This is a genomic window from candidate division WOR-3 bacterium (assembly GCA_016926475.1).
Classification (GTDB): domain Bacteria; phylum SDB-A; class SDB-A; order SDB-A; family SDB-A; genus JAFGIG01.
In genome coordinates this window covers 33,003-50,395 of the sequence record JAFGON010000022.1, presented here as the reverse complement: position 1 = coordinate 50,395, position 17,393 = coordinate 33,003, and the positions used below count along the sequence as shown (strand labels likewise).

Here is a 17,393-nt window from a genome sequence, read left to right as displayed (position 1 = left end):
AAAGGGGCTTTCTTGAGCCAAACTTTCTTGCGCCGAGAGTGAATGCAAAAGGAGAAAATCTGTAAAGGGCAATAATATTGCCAGCAAAAGGAGTTTTTTCAGGATTTTATTCAATACTTTTGGAGAGAAAAAGTTTGGAAAATTTATCCTTCAAAATTTTCACGTCATCGTTTAAACCGTAATACAGGGCGTTTTTGTGGCAAGACCGGAGGCATTCTCCGCACAGAAAGCAGTTTCCAGATTTTACAGCCCTGTCAATCGGAAGTTCGATCGGGCACACTTTTTCGCAAAGTCCGCATGAAATGCAGGCGTCCGTGTCGAGTTTAACCCTTATCAGGCTGAAACGACCGAAAAAGGAATAAAGAGCTCCTATGGGGCAAAATAGCCTGCAAAAAGGCCTTTGGGTGTGGACTGACATAAAAAGGAAAACCAGCAAAATTGACAATTTAAGGGAAAATAGGGCCTGAGCGATTTCTCTCAAAGCCAAGCTCGCTGCTCCGAAAGATACAAGAGGAACACCGGCTTCTAAAGAGCCGACAGGGCATAATTTACAAAACCATGGTTCGCCGGTATAGAGGGGTAGGAAAATTATAAAAAAAGCGAAAACGGCATATTTCATGTGGGTTAAAGGGTGGGGAATGCGAATTTTGAAGCTTTTGATTTTGTATAAAAGAGTCTGTATGAGCCCAAAAGGACACAGCCATCCGCAGAAAATCTTGCCCATTACGAGCGATATTAAAATCAGAAAACCCAGAGACAACTTGGGTATGACCATCTGACCGGTAAGGTGTCTGTATGTGAAAAAATGCTGAGTGAGTCCTACAGGACAGGCGAATGTAGCGGATGGACAGCTGTGGCAATTTATGAAAGGAGCGCAAAAGCGTTTAGATTGACCCGTGAATATTCCCGTGCCGAAACCTTTTAGATAGCTGTTGAACGCGAAAAAGGAGGACAATCCGATAAATGTCCTTATTTTGATCAGAAAAGAGGCTATTCTATTCCTATGCATGAAAGACAAATCCTCGATGCGTATGATCTGCATTCGGAAAACTCTGAAGTGATAAAGGAGTTTTGGCTGTCGCAGGGAGGGGACACGAAGAGTTTAATTGCGACCGCCAAGAAGTAGGCCAGCATTATAATTCTCAGCCAACACAGCTTTTTTGTTTTCAAAAACGATATCGCCAGGGCGACGGCCACGGGGATGAAAAGTATGTAGGTGAGAGCGGAGTTTTCAAAAAAAGGGACCGAAATTTTTGCAAGAGAAATGAAAATCAAGGTGAAAAACTCAAGGATTACCATTTTGTCACTACAGTTTCCCAAAAATGGCGTTTATTTTTTTTTACGTAAAAATGGGTAAAGAGCAAATATTATCGTTCCAATCGCTAAAAGTATCCAAAAAGCCTCGAAGTTTGTGCCTCTGATGACGAATTTGGATTTGGTGAAAAAACTTATCGCTTTTAGAGCGATTCCGGCGACAAAAATTATCACCCCTGTTATAAGATCGCCTTTTCTCATAAAATAGTTATAAAAGTCTTTAGAACAATACACTCATGACTCTTTCAAGTCAACCTAAAATTATAATTAGAAAATAGGTTTATCCTTGACAGCTTGATGGCTTGTGGTAAAATCATAAACTTCAAAATTGTTTTTCAGACCCAAATAAATCTTTGAGGAGGGAGGACCCCTTACTATGAAAAAGAGTCAGTTATGGAAATTGGTTTTAATTGTGGCCGCGATAGGCATCTCTCTTTTTCAACTTTCGTTCTCTTACAAATATTACAGATTGCCAAGAGAAGAGAGATACCTGCCTGAAAACGCTTCACTTAGGATGAGATCTATTAGACTCGGGCTCGACCTCGAAGGCGGATCTCACTTTCTTCTCGCCGTTGACACTTCCGGCGAGGGCGGCGCAGATATGGTAAACCAAGTTGTGGAAATTTTATCGAGCCGTGTCGACAAATACGGAGTAAGCGAACCGATAATCGAGGTTCAGGGAGAAAACAGCATTGTAATTGAGCTCCCGGGTGAAATGGATCCGATGATTGCGAAAAAACTCATAGGGACCACCGCCACTCTCGATTTCAGAGTCGTAAGAAGACCTGAAGAACTCAGGAACATAATAGATAAAATTGACAGAGAAAACGAAGGAAGGTTTTCTGCCCTTCTCAAGACATTTCCGGGAGGGCAGAGCGTGATTTGCAGCGCTGAGGATTGGGTTTACCTTGACTCTATGGTTCAGGAAGCGAGACAGCAGGGCATAGCCGATTCAGTTTCTGGTAAAATTTTACTGTGGAGCGTCGTCGAAGAAGGTGAAGATTTCGGAATTCCCGACTACAGAGAAATCCTTCTGGTGAGTTCTATTCCGGAGATATACGGCGCGTCGATCGTGTCCTCTAGGGCTGCTCTCGGCACTTCTGAAAGCCAGACAGAACCGAGGGTGGATCTTGAAATTGGAGGCATGGCGAGAGCAGACTGGGCGAGAGTGACTTCCGAAAACATAGGAAACAGGATAGCCATAGTTCTCGACAACGAGGTTTTTTCCGCGCCTGTTGTCAGCAGCGCTTCCACAACCGGAAAATCGACGATTACCCTCGGAAGGGGAACTCTCGACGACGCCAAAGCCCTTGCGTCTGTTCTTCAAGCCGGAAGAATGCCAGCCAGAGCGGATATTGAGGAGAGTTTCGTGATAGGACCGAGTCTCGGCGAAGACTCAATAAGGACAGGAATAAAAAGCTTTTTAATAGCTGCAGCTTTGATAATGTTGATAATGCTCGTATATTACAGGTTCAGCGGCTTGGTAGCAGACTTCGCCCTCGTTTTGAATCTGGTGTTTCTATTGGCCATTCTCTCCGCTTTCAATTTAACCCTGACTCTCCCGGGAATAGCCGGTCTCGTGCTTGTCATAGGAACAGCGGTGGACGCTAACGTGCTGATTTTTGAGAGAATAAGAGAAGAGCTTAAAATGAATAAATCTGTCAAAAAAGCCGTTGAAACAGGCTTTTCCAAGGCATTTGTGACTATTCTCGACGCCAACGTCACGACGCTTTTGTCCGCTTTGATTCTCTGGTGGTTCGGCAAAGGACCAATAAGAGGTTTTGCCGTCACCCTCAGCGTCGGATTGGTGGCGAACGTTTTCACAGCCGTTTTTGTCAGCCGGTTTATTTTCGACACTCTTTTGGTCAGATCTAACACTCAGAAGTTGAGCATATAGGAGGAACCGGCAATGTTGCAGATTTTTAAAAACACACATTTCGATTTTATAAAAGTAAGAAAATTTTCATACATAGTGTCCGCGGTTGTATTTGTCCTTTCGGCTGTCAGTCTTGTGTTTTTGTGGAATACAAGGCAGGGTATCGATTTCACCGGCGGAACGATTATCAGAATGACCGTAGACGAGGGAAGTTTGACGACCTCTCAGATAAGAAGCGTAATCCAAAGCATGGGTATCGGCAGGAGTATAATACAGGAAACTTCGAACGAGAGGTTGAATGGATACATAATAAGATTGCCGATAATACCACAGGATACTGCCGGCAGGGCATCTTCTTCGGTTGCGAGCGTAGACAGCGCCCTTATTAAATTTGTCGAAGAATACGGGCGGCCGGAAGTCGAACTCGGTGTTTTCGCAAAAGCGGATTCATCTCAAGACATCAGAGCTATAGCCGATTCGAACCTTCTTGAGATCAAAGGATATTCCATTTTCGGTGAAGACACGGCTTTTCTCATGGCAGGAGATTTTTCCGGGACCATAACTGGAATAAAGAAACTGACCTATTTTGACAGCTTGGTTCAGTTGACCACCCCTCTGGATCCTGCGGAAAAAACTCTGGACAAAATGAGAGGCAGAGGAATAGACAGCGCGGTAGTTTTTTTGGACGCCGAAAACACAGCCCTTTCTGTAAGAGTCTTCGTCGATCCCGTAAAATGGGATTCCCTTGAAAAATCAGCGTACCCTGAAACTCAGGGCGAAGGTGAAATTTCGAATTCGATCGACATTATGCTGAAGGAAGAACTCGAAAACAGGGATCCAAACCTCAAACTGTCAATCGAAGGCACCGAGCACGTCGGAGCAAGAATGAGCAGCAGTTTGAGAATGAGAACTCTGTGGGTGGTTCTTCTCGGAATCGCCGTAATACTCGGATACATAAGCATAAGATTCACGTATAGATTCGGAATAGCTTCTGTTGTCGCTCTTTTGCACGACGTCGTCATTACAGCCGGTGTATACGCTGTGTCGGGTTTTGAATTCAATATGTCGACAATCGCGGCGTTGCTGACGCTCATAGGGTATTCCATCAACGACTCCATCATTGTTTCCGACAGAATAAGGGAAGTAAACAGGATGAACAAAGGTAAAGATTTTAAAGAAGTCGTCAACGCCAGTATTAACGCGACACTGAGCAGGACAATCATGACTGCTTTTACCACATTTTTGGTCCTGCTCGTCCTGTTTATTTTCGGAGCGGCGACAATTAAAGATTTCGCCTTTGTCCTTTTAATGGGCGTGATCATAGGCACATACTCTTCGATATTCATAGTGGCCACTGTTGTATACGACTGGGAAAAAAGATTTCCCACGCCTATAGGAAAATCCAGAGCCTAAAAACTGGATTGTAAAGATTGAAAGAGCCCTGGTGTCTCTTGGTTTCAGAATAATAATAGAGAGCCAGGACTCTTTCGCCAGAACAGGGGTGTTCACTACGACAAACGGTTCGGTGGACACTCCTAATTTCATGCCTGTTGCCACGTATGCCAACGTTCGAGCTTTAAATTCCCTGCAACTTTCCGAAACAGGCGTTCAGGCGATTATTTCAAACACTTACCATCTTATGCAAAGACCGGGAAGGGAAGTTCTCGAGAAAAGCGGAAAAATTCACGATTTCATGAATTTCAGGGGTGTGGTGTTCACAGATTCCGGTGGTTTTCAGGTCATGAGCCTGTCTTCTCTGAGGAAAGTAACTGAAGAAGGGGTTCTTTTCAAAAGTCATATAGACGGGTCTTCGTTTTTCCTTACACCCCAAAGCGCGATTGAGTATCAGAGGATAATAGGTTCTGACGTGGCGATGATTCTCGATATATGCCCTCAATACCCGGCTGATTATTCTGTTTTGAAGGAGAAAATGCGAAGATCCAACAAATGGGCTAAGCAGGCCAAGGTATTTATAGACAAAAATCCTTACCAAAATCAAAAAGTGTTCGGAATAATACAGGGTGGTGCTCATTCGGATTTAAGGCAGGAATCTATAGATTTGATGACGGATCTTTGTTTTGACGGATATGGCATAGGAGGGGTCGCCGTGGGGGAACCCAAGGAAGAAGTTCAAAAAGTGGTGGATTACACTGCGAAAAAACTTCCAAAGGAGAAAATCCGTTATCTGATGGGAGTGGGCTTTCCGGAAGACATCCTTTACGCTGTTTCTCGAGGAGTGGATATCTTCGACTGCGTAGCCCCCACAAGGCATGCGAGAACGGGAACTTTTTATAGCCTTGAAGAAGGCAGAATAAACATAAGAAACGCCAGGTTCAAAGACGATTTCACTCCTGTTGAAGAGGGTTGCGACTGTTTCACTTGCCGAAATCACTCAAGGGCATATTTAAGACATCTTTTCAAGACAGGCGATTCTCTGGCGGGTCAATTGGGCACGATTCACAACATAAGGTTTTACATGAGATTTATGAAAGAGATAAGAATGAAAATAGCAGAAGGAAAATTTTCTTCTTGGGCACAGGGTAAATCTGAACTTTTCAGAAGATGAGTTTCGAAAACGTATTCATAGAAAAAAACATCAGTTCCGGAGAAGGAATGGGAAGGATAGGCGGAAAAGTTGTCTTCGTTCCCTACGCCATAGAAGGTGAAACCGTCGAAGTAAAAATAACCGAAAGCTTCAGTGACTACGACAGGGCTCAAATCGTTTCGTATAAGAAAAAAATTTCAGATTCACAAAAAGTTAAATGCCCGTATTTTTTCACCTGCGGAGGATGTTCTTTCCAGCACGTTGAAAGGGATCTCGAGATTTCAATAAAGGAAAAGACAGCTCATGAAATAATGAAAAAAATGAAATTGAACTTTCCCATAGAAAACAAACTCTCTTTTTCGCATAGAAGGTATCAATACAGATGCAGACTCAGCTTATCTGTTCCGAAGAAAGACGTTAAACTTGGATTTTATCGAAGAAAAACCGAAGATTTTTTGCCTGTGGATAAATGCCTTTTGGCTGAAGACCGCATAAACGGCAAATTCAATGACGCTTTGAGTTTATCCCTGTGCGCAAAAAATCTAGGGTACTATCCGAGTTCTGTTTCGATAAACAGCTACGATGACGGAATCGCGGCGGTTTTGAGAATTACTGAACAGAGAGGGGCAAACAACTTAAATCAATGCGACGACGCTGGATTCTCGTCCGTTTACCTGACAGGTGAAAAAAGCGATAGAACAGAACATGCACTTGGCAAAAAGAGGATGAAGATATCATTTGACCAAGACCAGTATGTCTCCTGTTCGAGTTTTGTACAGGTCAACAGGGAGACTACAGGTTTGATTCTCGAATACATCAAAGAAAACATAAGAGAAAGCGAATGGCTCGTTGACCTTTACTGCGGTTCGGGTTTTTTTTCGTTTCAGCTTGAAAATTACGCGAAAAAAATAATCGGTGTGGATTCAAACGAAACGGCGATAATGGACGCTGTCTACAACGCTTACGAAAAAGGTTTGGAAAAAGCCAGGTTTTTCAACATACAGGACAGGGAAGTCGGACGCGACCTGCTCAGAAAAGACGCTACCCTTGTGGTTGATCCGCCAAGAACAGGGATAAACCAAAAGCTCCTTAAAACAATAATTGAGAAAAACATTCGGGATATTTTCTACTTGAGCTGCAATCTTCCTTCTATGGCGAGGGATTTGCAGGTGTTTTCCCAAAATGGATACAAAGTCGAGAAACTGGCGCTTTTTGACATGTTCCCTTTAACCCCTCACGTCGAAGCGATCGCGTTGATTAAGACGGATTGAAAATTTTGTTTGATTTGACGGGACAATAAATTAAAATATAAACTCGATGTTGTTTCTTTTATTTAATAATACGGAGGAAAAATGAAAGTCCTTGTGGTAAACAGCGGCAGTTCTTCGATAAAATACCAGTTGATCCAAACAGAAGATGAAAAGTGCCTTGCGTCCGGTCTGATTGAAAGAGTTTCTCTGCCTGTAGGAATCGTCACCCATAAAAAAAACGGCGTTCTTTCGCACAAGGAGGAAACCCCCGTTAAAGATCATCAAACGGGTTTAGACATAATGCTGAAACTGCTTCTTCACGAAGAACATGGCGTGATAAGCGATTACAAGGAAATTGATGCAATTGGACACAGGGTGGTTCACGGGGGAGAAAAATTCACACATTCGGTTATGATAGACGATGCTGTGATGGAAGCCCTTGAAAACTCCACTTACTTAGCCCCTCTTCACAACCCGGCGAACATCCTCGGTATAAAAGCCGCGAGAAAATTGCTTCCCGATATTCCTAACGTCGCGGTTTTCGACACCGCTTTTCACCAGACGATGCCCAAAGAAGCCTACATATACGCTTTGCCCTACGAGTTCTACGAAAAAAGAGGAATAAGGAAATACGGTTTTCACGGGACGAGCCACCAATACGTAGCGCAAAAGGCAGCGGAGATAATGAGAAAACCAGAAGAAGAGACAAACGTGGTTACATGTCACCTCGGGAACGGGTGCAGCATAACGGCTGTAAAACAAGGCAGGAGCATAGACACAAGTCTTGGGTACGGCACGATGTGCGGGGTTGTAATGGGTACCAGGGCTGGCGATATAGATCCTGCCGTGGTGGTTTCAATGGTAGAAGAATTGAAGATGACCACTCCTGAGATAAAAGATCTGCTATATAAAAAAAGCGGTCTTCTCGGACTCTCGGGAATTTCAAGCGACATGAGGGATATTGAGAGAGAAGAAGAAAAAGGGGATCAAAGAGCTAAGCTGGCGCTGGATATTTTCGCCGACAGAGTGAGGAAATACATTGGTTCTTACGCTGTAACTCTCGGAAGAGTTGACGCGATTGTTTTTACTGCGGGGATAGGCGAAAACGGATGGGAAATAAGAGAGAGGATCTGTGCGGGGTTGGAGAGCATGGGAGCTCATCTCGATAATGAGAAAAACAAAGTCAGGGGAAAAATAGCCGAGATTTCCAAAGAAGGAAGCCCGGTGAAAATATTTTCTATTCCGACCAATGAAGAGCTGATGATAGCCAAAGAGACATTGAAAATTGTCTCATGAGGAATTCGGCTTATCCGATTTTTTTTGAGATGTCTTTTTTCTTCTTCTGAATTGTATCCAGAAACCGCAAAGAGCTGTCAAAAAGGCGGATACAGCGTAGATCCTGGGATCGATTGATCCTTTTATCATGATCAGCAAACCGAAAAATACCATGACCGCACCGAACACGGAAAACCATGCGGAGAGAAGATATCTCCTTAAAAACACGGTCAATAATCCGGTAGCGAAGGATACTATGACGGCAGATAAAACATTCGTCTTTAAAAGAAGCAAAAGAGCGAAAAAAGGCAAAATACCTCCGATGAAAAATATCGAAACTGTCCTGTATAAAAAGAAAGCAGCTGAAAATGCTATTGCGCCGAGAAGCGAGACGGAAAATATCAAGACATAACTCTCGGAAAAATAAACTCCTGCAAGGGCTCCGACTAAAAGACCTATGATTATTCCCATCGCCAAAACGAAATATTTGAAGAGGATGTTGCCGTAAAAAGCCGATAAAATTCCGGATGTGACAAGAGCGAGCCCTAAGTGAATGGAATAAGATGTTATAAATTCTCTGACAAGATCAGCCATTTAAAACAATATCCACGGCTTCGTAGAGGTTTTGTGCGGTTGTGAATTTATTTTCCATTTCTGAGAGATGAGACCTGACGTTTTTACCGTATCCTGTCAATACGAGAATAAAAGGGATACCGGTTTTAAAAGAAAGCATTAGGTCGGAATAATCGTCTCCGATTATCCAGGATTTTGCAGGATCGATGCCGTAAAAGGCGCAAGCGGAATCTATCATTCCCTTTTCCGGTTTTCTGAAACCTGAATGATGATCGGGGGATGAAGGGTCGTAATAAATACCGTCAATTTTCGCCGGGTGAAGGAGTTCTTCCATTTTTTGAGAGACGAGAAACAATTCCTTGAAAGAATAATAACCTCTTCCTATGCCGGATTGATTGCTAACTACAATCGTCAAAATCCCTTTCTGGTTGAGCTTGATTATGCCCTCTTTCGCTCCCTCCACGAGTTCAGTCTGAGAGGGATCCTTCAGGTAAGGGATCAATTCAAGTATCGTTCCGTCCCTGTCCAAAAACACTGCCGGTTTACCACGGGAGTTTTCCATGCCTGATTTTAAACCCTTACCGGCAATACATCAACTTTTAGTGTTTTCAATATGGAATCCAAAACTTCATCGACTTCGATTGCCTTCATGCATATTGGTTCTCCTCTGGGGCATTTTTTTTTAAAGCAGGGACTGCACGATAAATGCTTGTAAATAACCATGGCTTGACCTTTTCCCCAGGGTGAAGTCCAGACAGGTGAGCTGGAGCCGAAAAGAGAAACCGTGTCCACGCCCAGCGCGGCTGCTAAATGCATGCTTCCAGTATCGCAGGAGACGTGAAGAGAGGATTTTGACAATATATAGGGCAGGTCTTTTATTTCTGTTTTCGAAGAAAGATTCAGGGTGTTTTTAAAACAACCCTTCCACGCCGACAAGTCTCTTGTCCCCAAGATTAGAACCTTGACGAAGTTTTCGATTTGTTTTATAAGTTCTATCCATTTTACGTCTTCCCACATTTTTGCTTCACCATAGACAGCGCCAGTGTCAACAGTTATGAATTTATTCTGCTTTTCCAGAACATTTTTTGTTTTTTCGTTCGGAATCGGTGTAAAAAATGAAATGTTTTCAGGAGGAGGAGTTAGGAGGTGTTTATGGAAAAGTTTGAAATAATAAAATCTAAGATGACGTTTTTTGGGGTCTACGGGGAGATGCTTTTCGGTCAGTAGAAAACCTCTGCTGTCGGTGCAATATCCTATCCTGGCTTTGACTTGAGCTAAAGCGGCTATCAGGGCCGAGGAAAATGATTTTGGTAAAATAAAACATCTGTCGACGTTTTCTCTTTTCAGGGTGTGTACTGCCTTGAAAAATCCTCTTCGGTTCTTTTCAACCGGTATAAAAGTTTCCGTCCCAGGGAAGTCTCTGAAAATACCTTCCAAGTATTTATTTCCAATTAAAATTATCTGTTCAGAACCCCTCTCGCTTTTTATCCAGGGGATTATCGATGAAGCTATGACAGAATCTCCAAGGTGGTTAGGCAGATACAAAGCGGTTTTCAAAGATAGAGCTCACTTTTTCGGCGATTGATTTTGGCGTGAAATACTTTGTGCAGAAAAAATCCCCTCTCCGGCAAAAATCGGTTCCGTGAAGAGTGCAGGGATGGCAATTGATTTCTGGAGCAGTATAAAAAGATTCTTTTTTCCAAGGCATGAAACCGAAAGCGGGAGAAGTAGAACAGAAAATAGCCGCGACTGGAGTGCCGACGGCTTCAGCCAGATGAAGAGGTCCCGAATCGTTTGTCACTAAAACCGAAGAAGTTTTCAACAGGGCTGCAAGAAAAGAAAGATCACCTGTCTTGCCGAGCAGATTAATGTCTGCCGGTATTTGCATTGAATCTTCAGGTCCTAAGAGGATTCTTTTATAACCCATGAGAGCCAACTCTTCTGACAGCTCAGACATCTTTTCCACGTCGGGTATTTTGGATTTGTATGAAGAATTCAGATGAATGGCAACTGTTTTCCCTTTACCAATAATTTCACGCGCTTTTTTTAGAGACTTTTCACCCACTATGATTTTTGGAGGCGAAAGGATGCCATTTTCGAAACCGAGCTTTAAAAGAGTCTCAGTGTAAGCTCTGTAGACAAAAAAAGGGGCGCAGGTCAACTTCTTGGTTTTGACGATTCGCCTTCTCGCTTTCTTTCTCGAGTCATACCGAACTGTTTTAGCGCCGATCAAAAGTGAAAGAAGAAGAGTTCTTGTCTTCAGGTGGGCGTCTATGGTCACGTCGGGCTTGGCCATTTTGATTTCATGGGCGTGTTTCAGTATAGAACGGGGAGAATCGTCTTTTAAAAAAAACATCCCTTTGACCCTTGGATCGTCTCTGAACAGGTTCGAATAAATTTCTCTTGTCCCGAGAAAAAATTCGGAGTTTTCAATTTTGGATATTGACTCTATAAGAGACGACAACAGAACTACGTCGCCGAGTTGTCCATACCTGAGCGCGACAAACCTCATTAAAACTGCCAGAAATTATGCATGTCAGAAGTATATGCGTAAGAAGCGCCGGAAAACGCGCCGGCCATGGCGCTGAAAAACATTATTAGAAGAGAAACCACGCCGATGAAAAAAAGCAATATCAACGAATAAACGACAGTTTTGTATTTATAGTATTTTTGCGTTTCTCCAACCATTGAAATTTCGTTTTCAGAACGGGAAAAAGAATTGGAAATCGAGTAAAGGTGAGACCCTGAGATTATCAAAAAAATCCCGAGAATCACAGACAAAGGAAAAAAGCACAGCAAAGCCCCTATGATTATCTCTAAAGTAGCAGCTGTCTTCGACCAAAAAAAACTTCTGAAGGTAGGTTTAACCGCCTGTGAATTTTCTTCCAAACAAACTCCTTAAATTAGCTGAAGTGTCGATTTAGATTATACTTAAGTTAAAGGTGTGAGTAAAGTTTTTTTTGTTGAGTTTTCCGGGTAATCTGGTAAAATTCATTTATGAGAGATTATTCGGATTTTTTCAACGACGAGTTCGGAGATTACCTAGATTCCGAGGACTTCATTAAAGCGAGAAGTTCAATGGGCAAGAAACTTCAGTCTCTTTGCGACGCGAGTTTAAAAAACATTGAGCTTTTAACCGAGACCAAGATAAGAATTTACGAAGATTTTCACGCTCAATCTTATTCTTTAGCCGAGGCGATTTGTCAAATGCCGGAGAACCTTTTCAAAAAAGGAGTTGATCTCGTCACAAAAATAGTTTTTTGCGGAATCTTGTCCCGTGTCATGGGCGCGCAAGACTATTTTGACGAAAATATATCGGACTTTTTTGAATGCGTTATTTTTCACATAGCCGTGATAGGAAAAAAACAAAAAGAGCTTAAAAAAAAGAACCTCGACCAAAACTAAAAGAGCCGTCCCAATCCTGATTCTAAAAATTTCCTTAATAATCTTGCCTTTAATCAACAGTAGAGGATAATATAAAGTTTTAACCGAACGACAGGACTGTAAAAGGAGGTTCTATGCATCTTCTGTTGAGTTCTCTTCTGTCTCAGTATTCCTCGACAAGCTCTCAGAACTACGAGGCGGAAGGCATCGCTGGGACATTCATGGCTCTCGGCATCATATGGATAATAGTATTAGGCCTTGTATTCATCGGCGTTTTTGTATTCCAGATAATTGTGCTCTGGAGAATTTTCGACAAGACAGGATACTCCGGCGCTTTCAGCTTGTTCATCTTGCTGCCGGGGATTGGTCATTTGGTGCTTATGATTTTTGCGCTCGTTCTCGCTTTTTCTAAATGGCCTATAGAAAGGGAACTTGAAGAGATGAAAATGAGGCTTTATGGAAGGGTGCAAAACAGCCAAACCGGACAGGGGACAAACATCTATCTGCAGCAGCAGCCAACTCAAACACCGCCGCCTCCTCCTCCAGTCAACCAATAAAAAAAGGCATAAAAATGAAAATCTTTGTTTTCTCAATTACATTTATGGCGGTTTTTTCTTCACTCGGCGCTTCCCCTCTTTTAAGATTCGGGACTACCGTGTCTCTTTGGGATCCGCCGGGAGACGCCAATTACGCTCCGCTTGTAGAGACTTGGGCGGAATACTACGTTTCATCAATCTTTTCGCTGAGGGGGACAGGAGCTTATTCAACCTGGTCGGAGGACACCGTCGACTATAATCACAGAAGAGGAACACTGGACGCGGTTTTTCATCCCGATTTAAAAACGGGTTTTCAAATTGGAGTAGGAGGAGGTCTCGGTTATTATCAGACTCAAACTTCTTTGGAAAACGACGAAGACGAGGGAACCCTCGGTTTGCAAGCTCTTGGGGATTTGAACTACGCGGTGTCCCAGAATTTTGGAGTGAACTTCACAGCCAGAGCTGTAGTTCCGGATGTGAACGAATCATCGGAAATTTTATGGCAGTTTGGCGGAGGGATAACCGGAGAAATGGAGATAGGTTTTTGACATGAATCTGAATCCTGTCAGAGGGATGAGAGATTTCTATCCCGAAGAGATGAAAAAAAGGGAATGGCTTTTTTCTGTATGGAGAGAGGTCTCTCAACTCTGGGGATTTGATCCTTATGACGCTCCTGTCGTCGAAAACTTAGAACTTCTCACGAGAAAAGCCGGAGAGGAGATATCGGAACAGCTGTATTCTTTCAAAGACAAATCGGGCAGGGATCTGGCTCTTAGAGCGGAGATGACCCCTTCGCTTGCGAGAATGATTGCCGCGAAGCAGAACGCGCTGCAGATACCTATAAAATGGTTCACGATAGCCCAATGCTTCAGGTACGAGAGAATGACCAAAGGGAGGAAAAGAGAGCATTACCAGTGGAACGCCGACATCTTGGGCGTTCATGATATAACGGCGGAAGCTGAAATCATTTCTATGCTCGTTGCGGCGGTTTTAAAACTCGGCTTGGACAAAGATGAGTTTGTTGTAAAGTTGAACAGCAGAAAAGTTGTCGAAGACATTCTTAAAAAAGCCGGGCTTGACGATGGACTTTTGCCTCCAGCGATGATTGTAATAGATAAAAAAGACAAGGTTTCAGAACCGGAACTTTTAGAAATGCTGGGAAAAGCTACGGCCAAAAAGGCCGTGCCGGAAAAAATCCTGGAGCTTTATAGAGCTTGCGAGACAGAAGGGTTGAAAAGCGTTTTGGGAGAAAATGAAAATACCGCTGAAGTCGAGTCACTAATCGAAAACCTCGGTGACTACAAGGATTATGTGGTTTTGGATCCATCGGTTGTAAGAGGGCTTTCTTACTACACTGGAATCGTTTTTGAGATGTACTCACGAGCCGGCCATTCCAGAGCTATAGCCGGAGGTGGCAGATACGACGGGCTTCTCGAGAAAATAGGAGGAAAGCCTTTGTCGGGAGTCGGTTTTGGATTTGGAGACGTGGTTATCATGGACATTCTCGAAGAAATGGGAAAGCTTATACAAAATGGATCTGAACTGGATTTTTATATCATCCCTCTTGAGAAAAACCGCCTTAGGTCTGGTTTTGAATTGGCTCTCGCGGCCAGGCGCGAAAACATGTCCGCCGATTTGGATTTTAAATGCAGAAAAATAAAATCCGCTCTCTCTGAAGGGGCCAAAAAAGGAGCCCGTTTTTGCGCGGTTTTGTTTCCTGATGAATTTCAAAATGGAATGATAAAGGTCAAAAACATGAAAACCCAGGAAGAAAGAACTGTCTCCGTTGGAGAATTTCCGGCAGTTTTTTAATTTTCTCAAGCATGTTGGAAACTCAAGTTGTAGTCATAGGAGGAGGGCACGCCGGATGCGAAGCGGCTTACGCGGCTTCGAAAATTGCCGATGATGTAATGCTCATCACTGCAAAGGTGGAAAGCATCGGTCACATGTCCTGCAATCCCGCCGTCGGAGGGCAGGCAAAAAGCCACCTTGTCCACGAAATAGACGCTCTCGGGGGGGTAATAGGTTTTATAGCCGACCGAGCGGGGATACAATTCAGAACACTGAGGCCGGGGAGAGGACCAGCCCTTAAAGCGCTGAGAATCCAGGTGGATAGAGCAACCTACATAAAAGAAATGCATAAAGCGCTTTTCTCCGTGAAGAACCTTAAGATACACGAGGCTGAAGCGGTGGCTTTTGACGCTCAGAATGGAGAAATCAGGGCGGTCGAGACAACTGAAGGTACCGTCAAATGCAAAGCGGCTGTTTTGGCTCCGGGAACTTTTCTAAACGGAATTATGTACACCGGCTTTGAAAAGTCCAGGGGAGGAAGAAGAGGAGACCACACCTCTGAATTTCTGAGCGAGGACATGAAAAAAAAAGGGTTTACTCTTGAAAGGCTCAAAACTGGAACATGCCCGCGAATAGACGGCAAAACCATCAACTACTCAGAGATGACGGAGCAGAAGGGAGACGAGTTTCCATATTCATTTTCCATGGGTACGGACAGGAAAAGTTTAAAAAATCGCGTCTCTTGCTGGGCGACCAAAACATCTATGGGTTCTCACGAAGTCATAAGAAAAAACATAAACAGAAGCCCAATTTTCACTGGTGTAATAACCGGTATGGGTCCGCCCTACTGTCCTTCCATAGAGGACAAAGTCATGCGGTTTGGAGACAGGGGAGGGCATCCGATATACGTGGAGCCCGAAGGTCTCGACGATGATTTGAAATACCTCTCCGGATTCGCCACCTCGCTGCCTATGGACGTTCAACAGGATGTACTCAAGACAATTTCGGGGCTTAAAGACGCCACAATAGTCGTCCCCGGTTACGCTGTTGAATACGATTACCTTCAACCGACGAATCTTCACCCGACGCTGGAGACTAAAATCATCTCGGGTCTTTTCGCGGCCGGACAGTTGAACGGGACTTCAGGATATGAAGAGGCGGCAGGACAGGGGATAGTGGCTGGTATAAACGCCGCTTGCCACGCGACAGGACGGGAGAAACTCGTTTTGGGCAGGGAAGAGGCCTACATCGGAGTTATGATAGACGATCTGGTCAGCAGAGGCGTCAATGAGCCTTACAGGCTCTTCACTTCGCGGTCTGAATTCAGACTTCTTTTGAGAAGGGACAATGCATGGCAGCGACTTTCAAGCGTCTCAAAAAAATACCGTCTTGTCGAAAAGCCGATAATTGAGAATTTCGAAAAACTCGAGATTATTTTAAACGGAATTATGACGCGGCTGAGGGAGGAAAGGCTTCTAAACGCGGTAAAAGCGGGTACAAAAAAAACATCTGAAATCAGTTTTGTCGCCGATGTGAAAAAGAACCTTTCCGAGAAGGAATGGGATTATATTGTCGAGAGGTTGGAGTCGGAAATCATCTACGATGGTTATTTGCAACGTCAAGCAGAAGAAGCTACCAAGATGAAGCAATACGAAAATATATCTATTCCGAGTGAAATTGAATTCTCCAAGGTCAAAAATGTGTCGAACTCCGCCAAAGAGATGCTGTCCAAGGTAAAACCCATCAATTTAGGCCAAGCCCAAAGACTGCCGGACGTTTCTCCATCGGATATTTTTTCTCTTATGGTGGAGATCAAGAAGTTGAAAACCTGCCAACATAGCGAATGAGCTCCAGGCTAAAAACTCTTACAAGGTCGATTTTTCGATAAAATTATTGACAAAACATATCTCTACAGATAAAATACTCGTCCTTGAATTTTATCAATGAAAAGCTTTTTTACAGAGCTTTTTTATCTGAATATTCATCATAAAGGAGTCATAGAGTGAAAACATTCATACCGAAAGAAGATGAAAGAGAAAAAAAGTGGGTGTTGATCGACGCCAAAGACAAGCCTCTTGGTCGCCTCGCTTCTGAAATTGCTAAAATTCTCAGGGGCAAAAACAAACCTTACTTCACTCCTTTTCTCGACTGCGGCGACAACGTGGTATGTCTCAACGCCGAGAAAGTTGTTCTGACAGGTAAAAAAATGGACAAAAAAGTTTATTGGAGACATTCCGGCTACATGAGCGGAATAACTTTGAGAACAGCAAGGCAAGTTCTCCAGAGGAACCCGGAAAGGCTTATAGAAAAAGCTGTTAAAGGTATGCTCCCCAAGGGTCCTCTTGGAAGAAAAATTCTCAGAAACCTCAAGGTATACAAGGGCAACGAGCACAGGCAACAGGCTCAAAAACCTGAAGAGATAAGAATTTAGGAGGAAAAGTGACCGAAGAATTCGAAAAGAAGAAAAATATCAGCACAGGTAGAAGAAAGACTGCTGTGGCCAGGGTAAGGCTTATCCCCGGCAACGGCAAGAGGATGATAAACGGAAGAACATTCAGCGATTATTTTAAACGAGGGAGCGTTCTCACTCTTGTCGAATTTCCTCTCAGAACTCTTGAAGTCAGCTCCAAATTCGATGTCCTCGCCAAAGTCGACGGAGGAGGAGTGACCGGACAAGCCGGAGCTCTCCAGCTCGGAATATCCAGGTCTCTGGCGGCATTGTTTCCCGAAAAAAAAGCCGAACTCAGAAAGCACGGTTTCTTGACGAGAAACGCGAAAGTTGTAGAAAGAAAAAAATACGGTAGACCCAAAGCCAGAAAAAGATTCCAGTTTTCTAAACGTTAATATTG

General features: G+C 43.6%; 20 protein-coding genes. 12 read left to right on the top strand and 8 right to left on the bottom strand.

The window, feature by feature from the left end; translation table 11 throughout:
• Positions 1-106 precede the first annotated feature (106 nt).
• Genes JXA84_02110 through JXA84_02100 form a run of 3 tightly spaced genes read right to left on the bottom strand, consistent with a single transcriptional unit; the run spans position 107 to position 1,515 of the window.
• Positions 107-1,042 carry a 4Fe-4S binding protein gene (locus tag JXA84_02110; GenBank protein MBN1149995.1) on the bottom strand — a complete coding sequence of 312 codons (936 nt, stop codon included), beginning with the start codon at positions 1,040-1,042 and terminating at the stop codon, positions 107-109.
• The gene (locus JXA84_02105; GenBank protein MBN1149994.1) at positions 991-1,299 is read right to left on the bottom strand and encodes a hypothetical protein; all 309 of its coding nucleotides are present in this window, start codon (positions 1,297-1,299) and stop codon (positions 991-993) included. The genes JXA84_02110 and JXA84_02105 overlap by 52 nt, the downstream gene beginning before the upstream one ends.
• A gap of 30 nt (positions 1,300-1,329) precedes the next feature.
• Positions 1,330-1,515 (bottom strand): hypothetical protein, encoded by a 186-nt coding sequence (locus JXA84_02100; GenBank protein ID MBN1149993.1) that lies wholly within the window; start codon positions 1,513-1,515, stop codon positions 1,330-1,332.
• A gap of 175 nt (positions 1,516-1,690) precedes the next feature.
• On the opposite strand from JXA84_02100, the gene secD reads away from it, so the two are divergent.
• The 5 genes from secD (at position 1,691) to JXA84_02075 (ending at position 8,281) form a co-directional block, all read left to right on the top strand.
• On the top strand, positions 1,691-3,211 hold the full coding sequence (gene secD, locus JXA84_02095; GenBank protein ID MBN1149992.1) for a protein translocase subunit SecD: 1,521 nt from the start codon (positions 1,691-1,693) through the stop codon (positions 3,209-3,211).
• Between the two features lie 12 nt (positions 3,212-3,223).
• Positions 3,224-4,603: a protein translocase subunit SecF gene (secF, locus tag JXA84_02090; GenBank protein ID MBN1149991.1), complete on the top strand. Its 1,380-nt coding sequence runs from the start codon at positions 3,224-3,226 to the stop codon at positions 4,601-4,603.
• A gap of 31 nt (positions 4,604-4,634) precedes the next feature.
• Positions 4,635-5,756 (top strand): tRNA guanosine(34) transglycosylase Tgt, encoded by a 1,122-nt coding sequence (tgt, locus tag JXA84_02085; protein ID MBN1149990.1) that lies wholly within the window; start codon positions 4,635-4,637, stop codon positions 5,754-5,756.
• The gene (locus JXA84_02080) at positions 5,753-7,006 is read left to right on the top strand and encodes a class I SAM-dependent RNA methyltransferase (GenBank protein MBN1149989.1); all 1,254 of its coding nucleotides are present in this window, start codon (positions 5,753-5,755) and stop codon (positions 7,004-7,006) included. Before tgt ends, JXA84_02080 begins: the two co-directional genes overlap by 4 nt.
• 81 nt (positions 7,007-7,087) lie before the next feature.
• Positions 7,088-8,281, top strand: a complete 1,194-nt coding sequence (locus JXA84_02075; GenBank protein MBN1149988.1) for an acetate kinase — start codon at positions 7,088-7,090, stop codon at positions 8,279-8,281.
• Here JXA84_02075 and JXA84_02070 read toward each other — a convergent pair.
• The 5 genes from JXA84_02070 to JXA84_02050 are packed head-to-tail and all read right to left on the bottom strand — an operon-like array spanning position 8,276 to position 11,722.
• Positions 8,276-8,854 carry a hypothetical protein gene (locus JXA84_02070; GenBank protein MBN1149987.1) on the bottom strand — a complete coding sequence of 193 codons (579 nt, stop codon included), beginning with the start codon at positions 8,852-8,854 and terminating at the stop codon, positions 8,276-8,278. The two genes, JXA84_02075 and JXA84_02070, sit on opposite strands and share 6 nt — an antisense overlap.
• Positions 8,847-9,395: an HAD-IIIA family hydrolase gene (locus JXA84_02065; GenBank protein ID MBN1149986.1), complete on the bottom strand. Its 549-nt coding sequence runs from the start codon at positions 9,393-9,395 to the stop codon at positions 8,847-8,849. Before JXA84_02065 ends, JXA84_02070 begins: the two co-directional genes overlap by 8 nt.
• 8 nt (positions 9,396-9,403) lie before the next feature.
• Positions 9,404-10,390, bottom strand: coding sequence for a glycosyltransferase family 9 protein (locus JXA84_02060; protein ID MBN1149985.1), 987 nt, complete (start codon positions 10,388-10,390; stop codon positions 9,404-9,406).
• On the bottom strand, positions 10,365-11,345 hold the full coding sequence (locus tag JXA84_02055; GenBank protein ID MBN1149984.1) for a glycosyltransferase family 9 protein: 981 nt from the start codon (positions 11,343-11,345) through the stop codon (positions 10,365-10,367). Before JXA84_02055 ends, JXA84_02060 begins: the two co-directional genes overlap by 26 nt.
• The gene (locus JXA84_02050) at positions 11,345-11,722 is read right to left on the bottom strand and encodes a hypothetical protein (protein MBN1149983.1); all 378 of its coding nucleotides are present in this window, start codon (positions 11,720-11,722) and stop codon (positions 11,345-11,347) included. Before JXA84_02050 ends, JXA84_02055 begins: the two co-directional genes overlap by 1 nt.
• Positions 11,723-11,830: 108 nt before the next feature.
• On the opposite strand from JXA84_02050, the gene JXA84_02045 reads away from it, so the two are divergent.
• The 7 genes from JXA84_02045 (at position 11,831) to rpsI (ending at position 17,388) form a co-directional block, all read left to right on the top strand.
• On the top strand, positions 11,831-12,238 hold the full coding sequence (locus tag JXA84_02045) for a hypothetical protein (GenBank protein ID MBN1149982.1): 408 nt from the start codon (positions 11,831-11,833) through the stop codon (positions 12,236-12,238).
• A 113-nt stretch (positions 12,239-12,351) separates the two neighbouring features.
• Positions 12,352-12,774: a hypothetical protein gene (locus tag JXA84_02040; protein MBN1149981.1), complete on the top strand. Its 423-nt coding sequence runs from the start codon at positions 12,352-12,354 to the stop codon at positions 12,772-12,774.
• A 14-nt stretch (positions 12,775-12,788) separates the two neighbouring features.
• Complete coding sequence (locus JXA84_02035) at positions 12,789-13,301, top strand: hypothetical protein (GenBank protein ID MBN1149980.1); 513 nt, start codon at positions 12,789-12,791, stop codon at positions 13,299-13,301.
• Position 13,302: 1 nt separating this feature from the next.
• Positions 13,303-14,565, top strand: coding sequence for a histidine--tRNA ligase (locus JXA84_02030; protein MBN1149979.1), 1,263 nt, complete (start codon positions 13,303-13,305; stop codon positions 14,563-14,565).
• Positions 14,566-14,576: 11 nt separating this feature from the next.
• A complete protein-coding gene (gene mnmG, locus JXA84_02025; GenBank protein ID MBN1149978.1) occupies positions 14,577-16,391 on the top strand; it encodes a tRNA uridine-5-carboxymethylaminomethyl(34) synthesis enzyme MnmG in 1,815 nt (604 codons plus the stop codon).
• 155 nt (positions 16,392-16,546) lie between these two features.
• The gene (rplM, locus tag JXA84_02020; GenBank protein ID MBN1149977.1) at positions 16,547-16,975 is read left to right on the top strand and encodes a 50S ribosomal protein L13; all 429 of its coding nucleotides are present in this window, start codon (positions 16,547-16,549) and stop codon (positions 16,973-16,975) included.
• Positions 16,976-16,983: 8 nt separating this feature from the next.
• Positions 16,984-17,388: a 30S ribosomal protein S9 gene (rpsI, locus tag JXA84_02015; GenBank protein MBN1149976.1), complete on the top strand. Its 405-nt coding sequence runs from the start codon at positions 16,984-16,986 to the stop codon at positions 17,386-17,388.
• Positions 17,389-17,393: the final 5 nt, after the last annotated feature.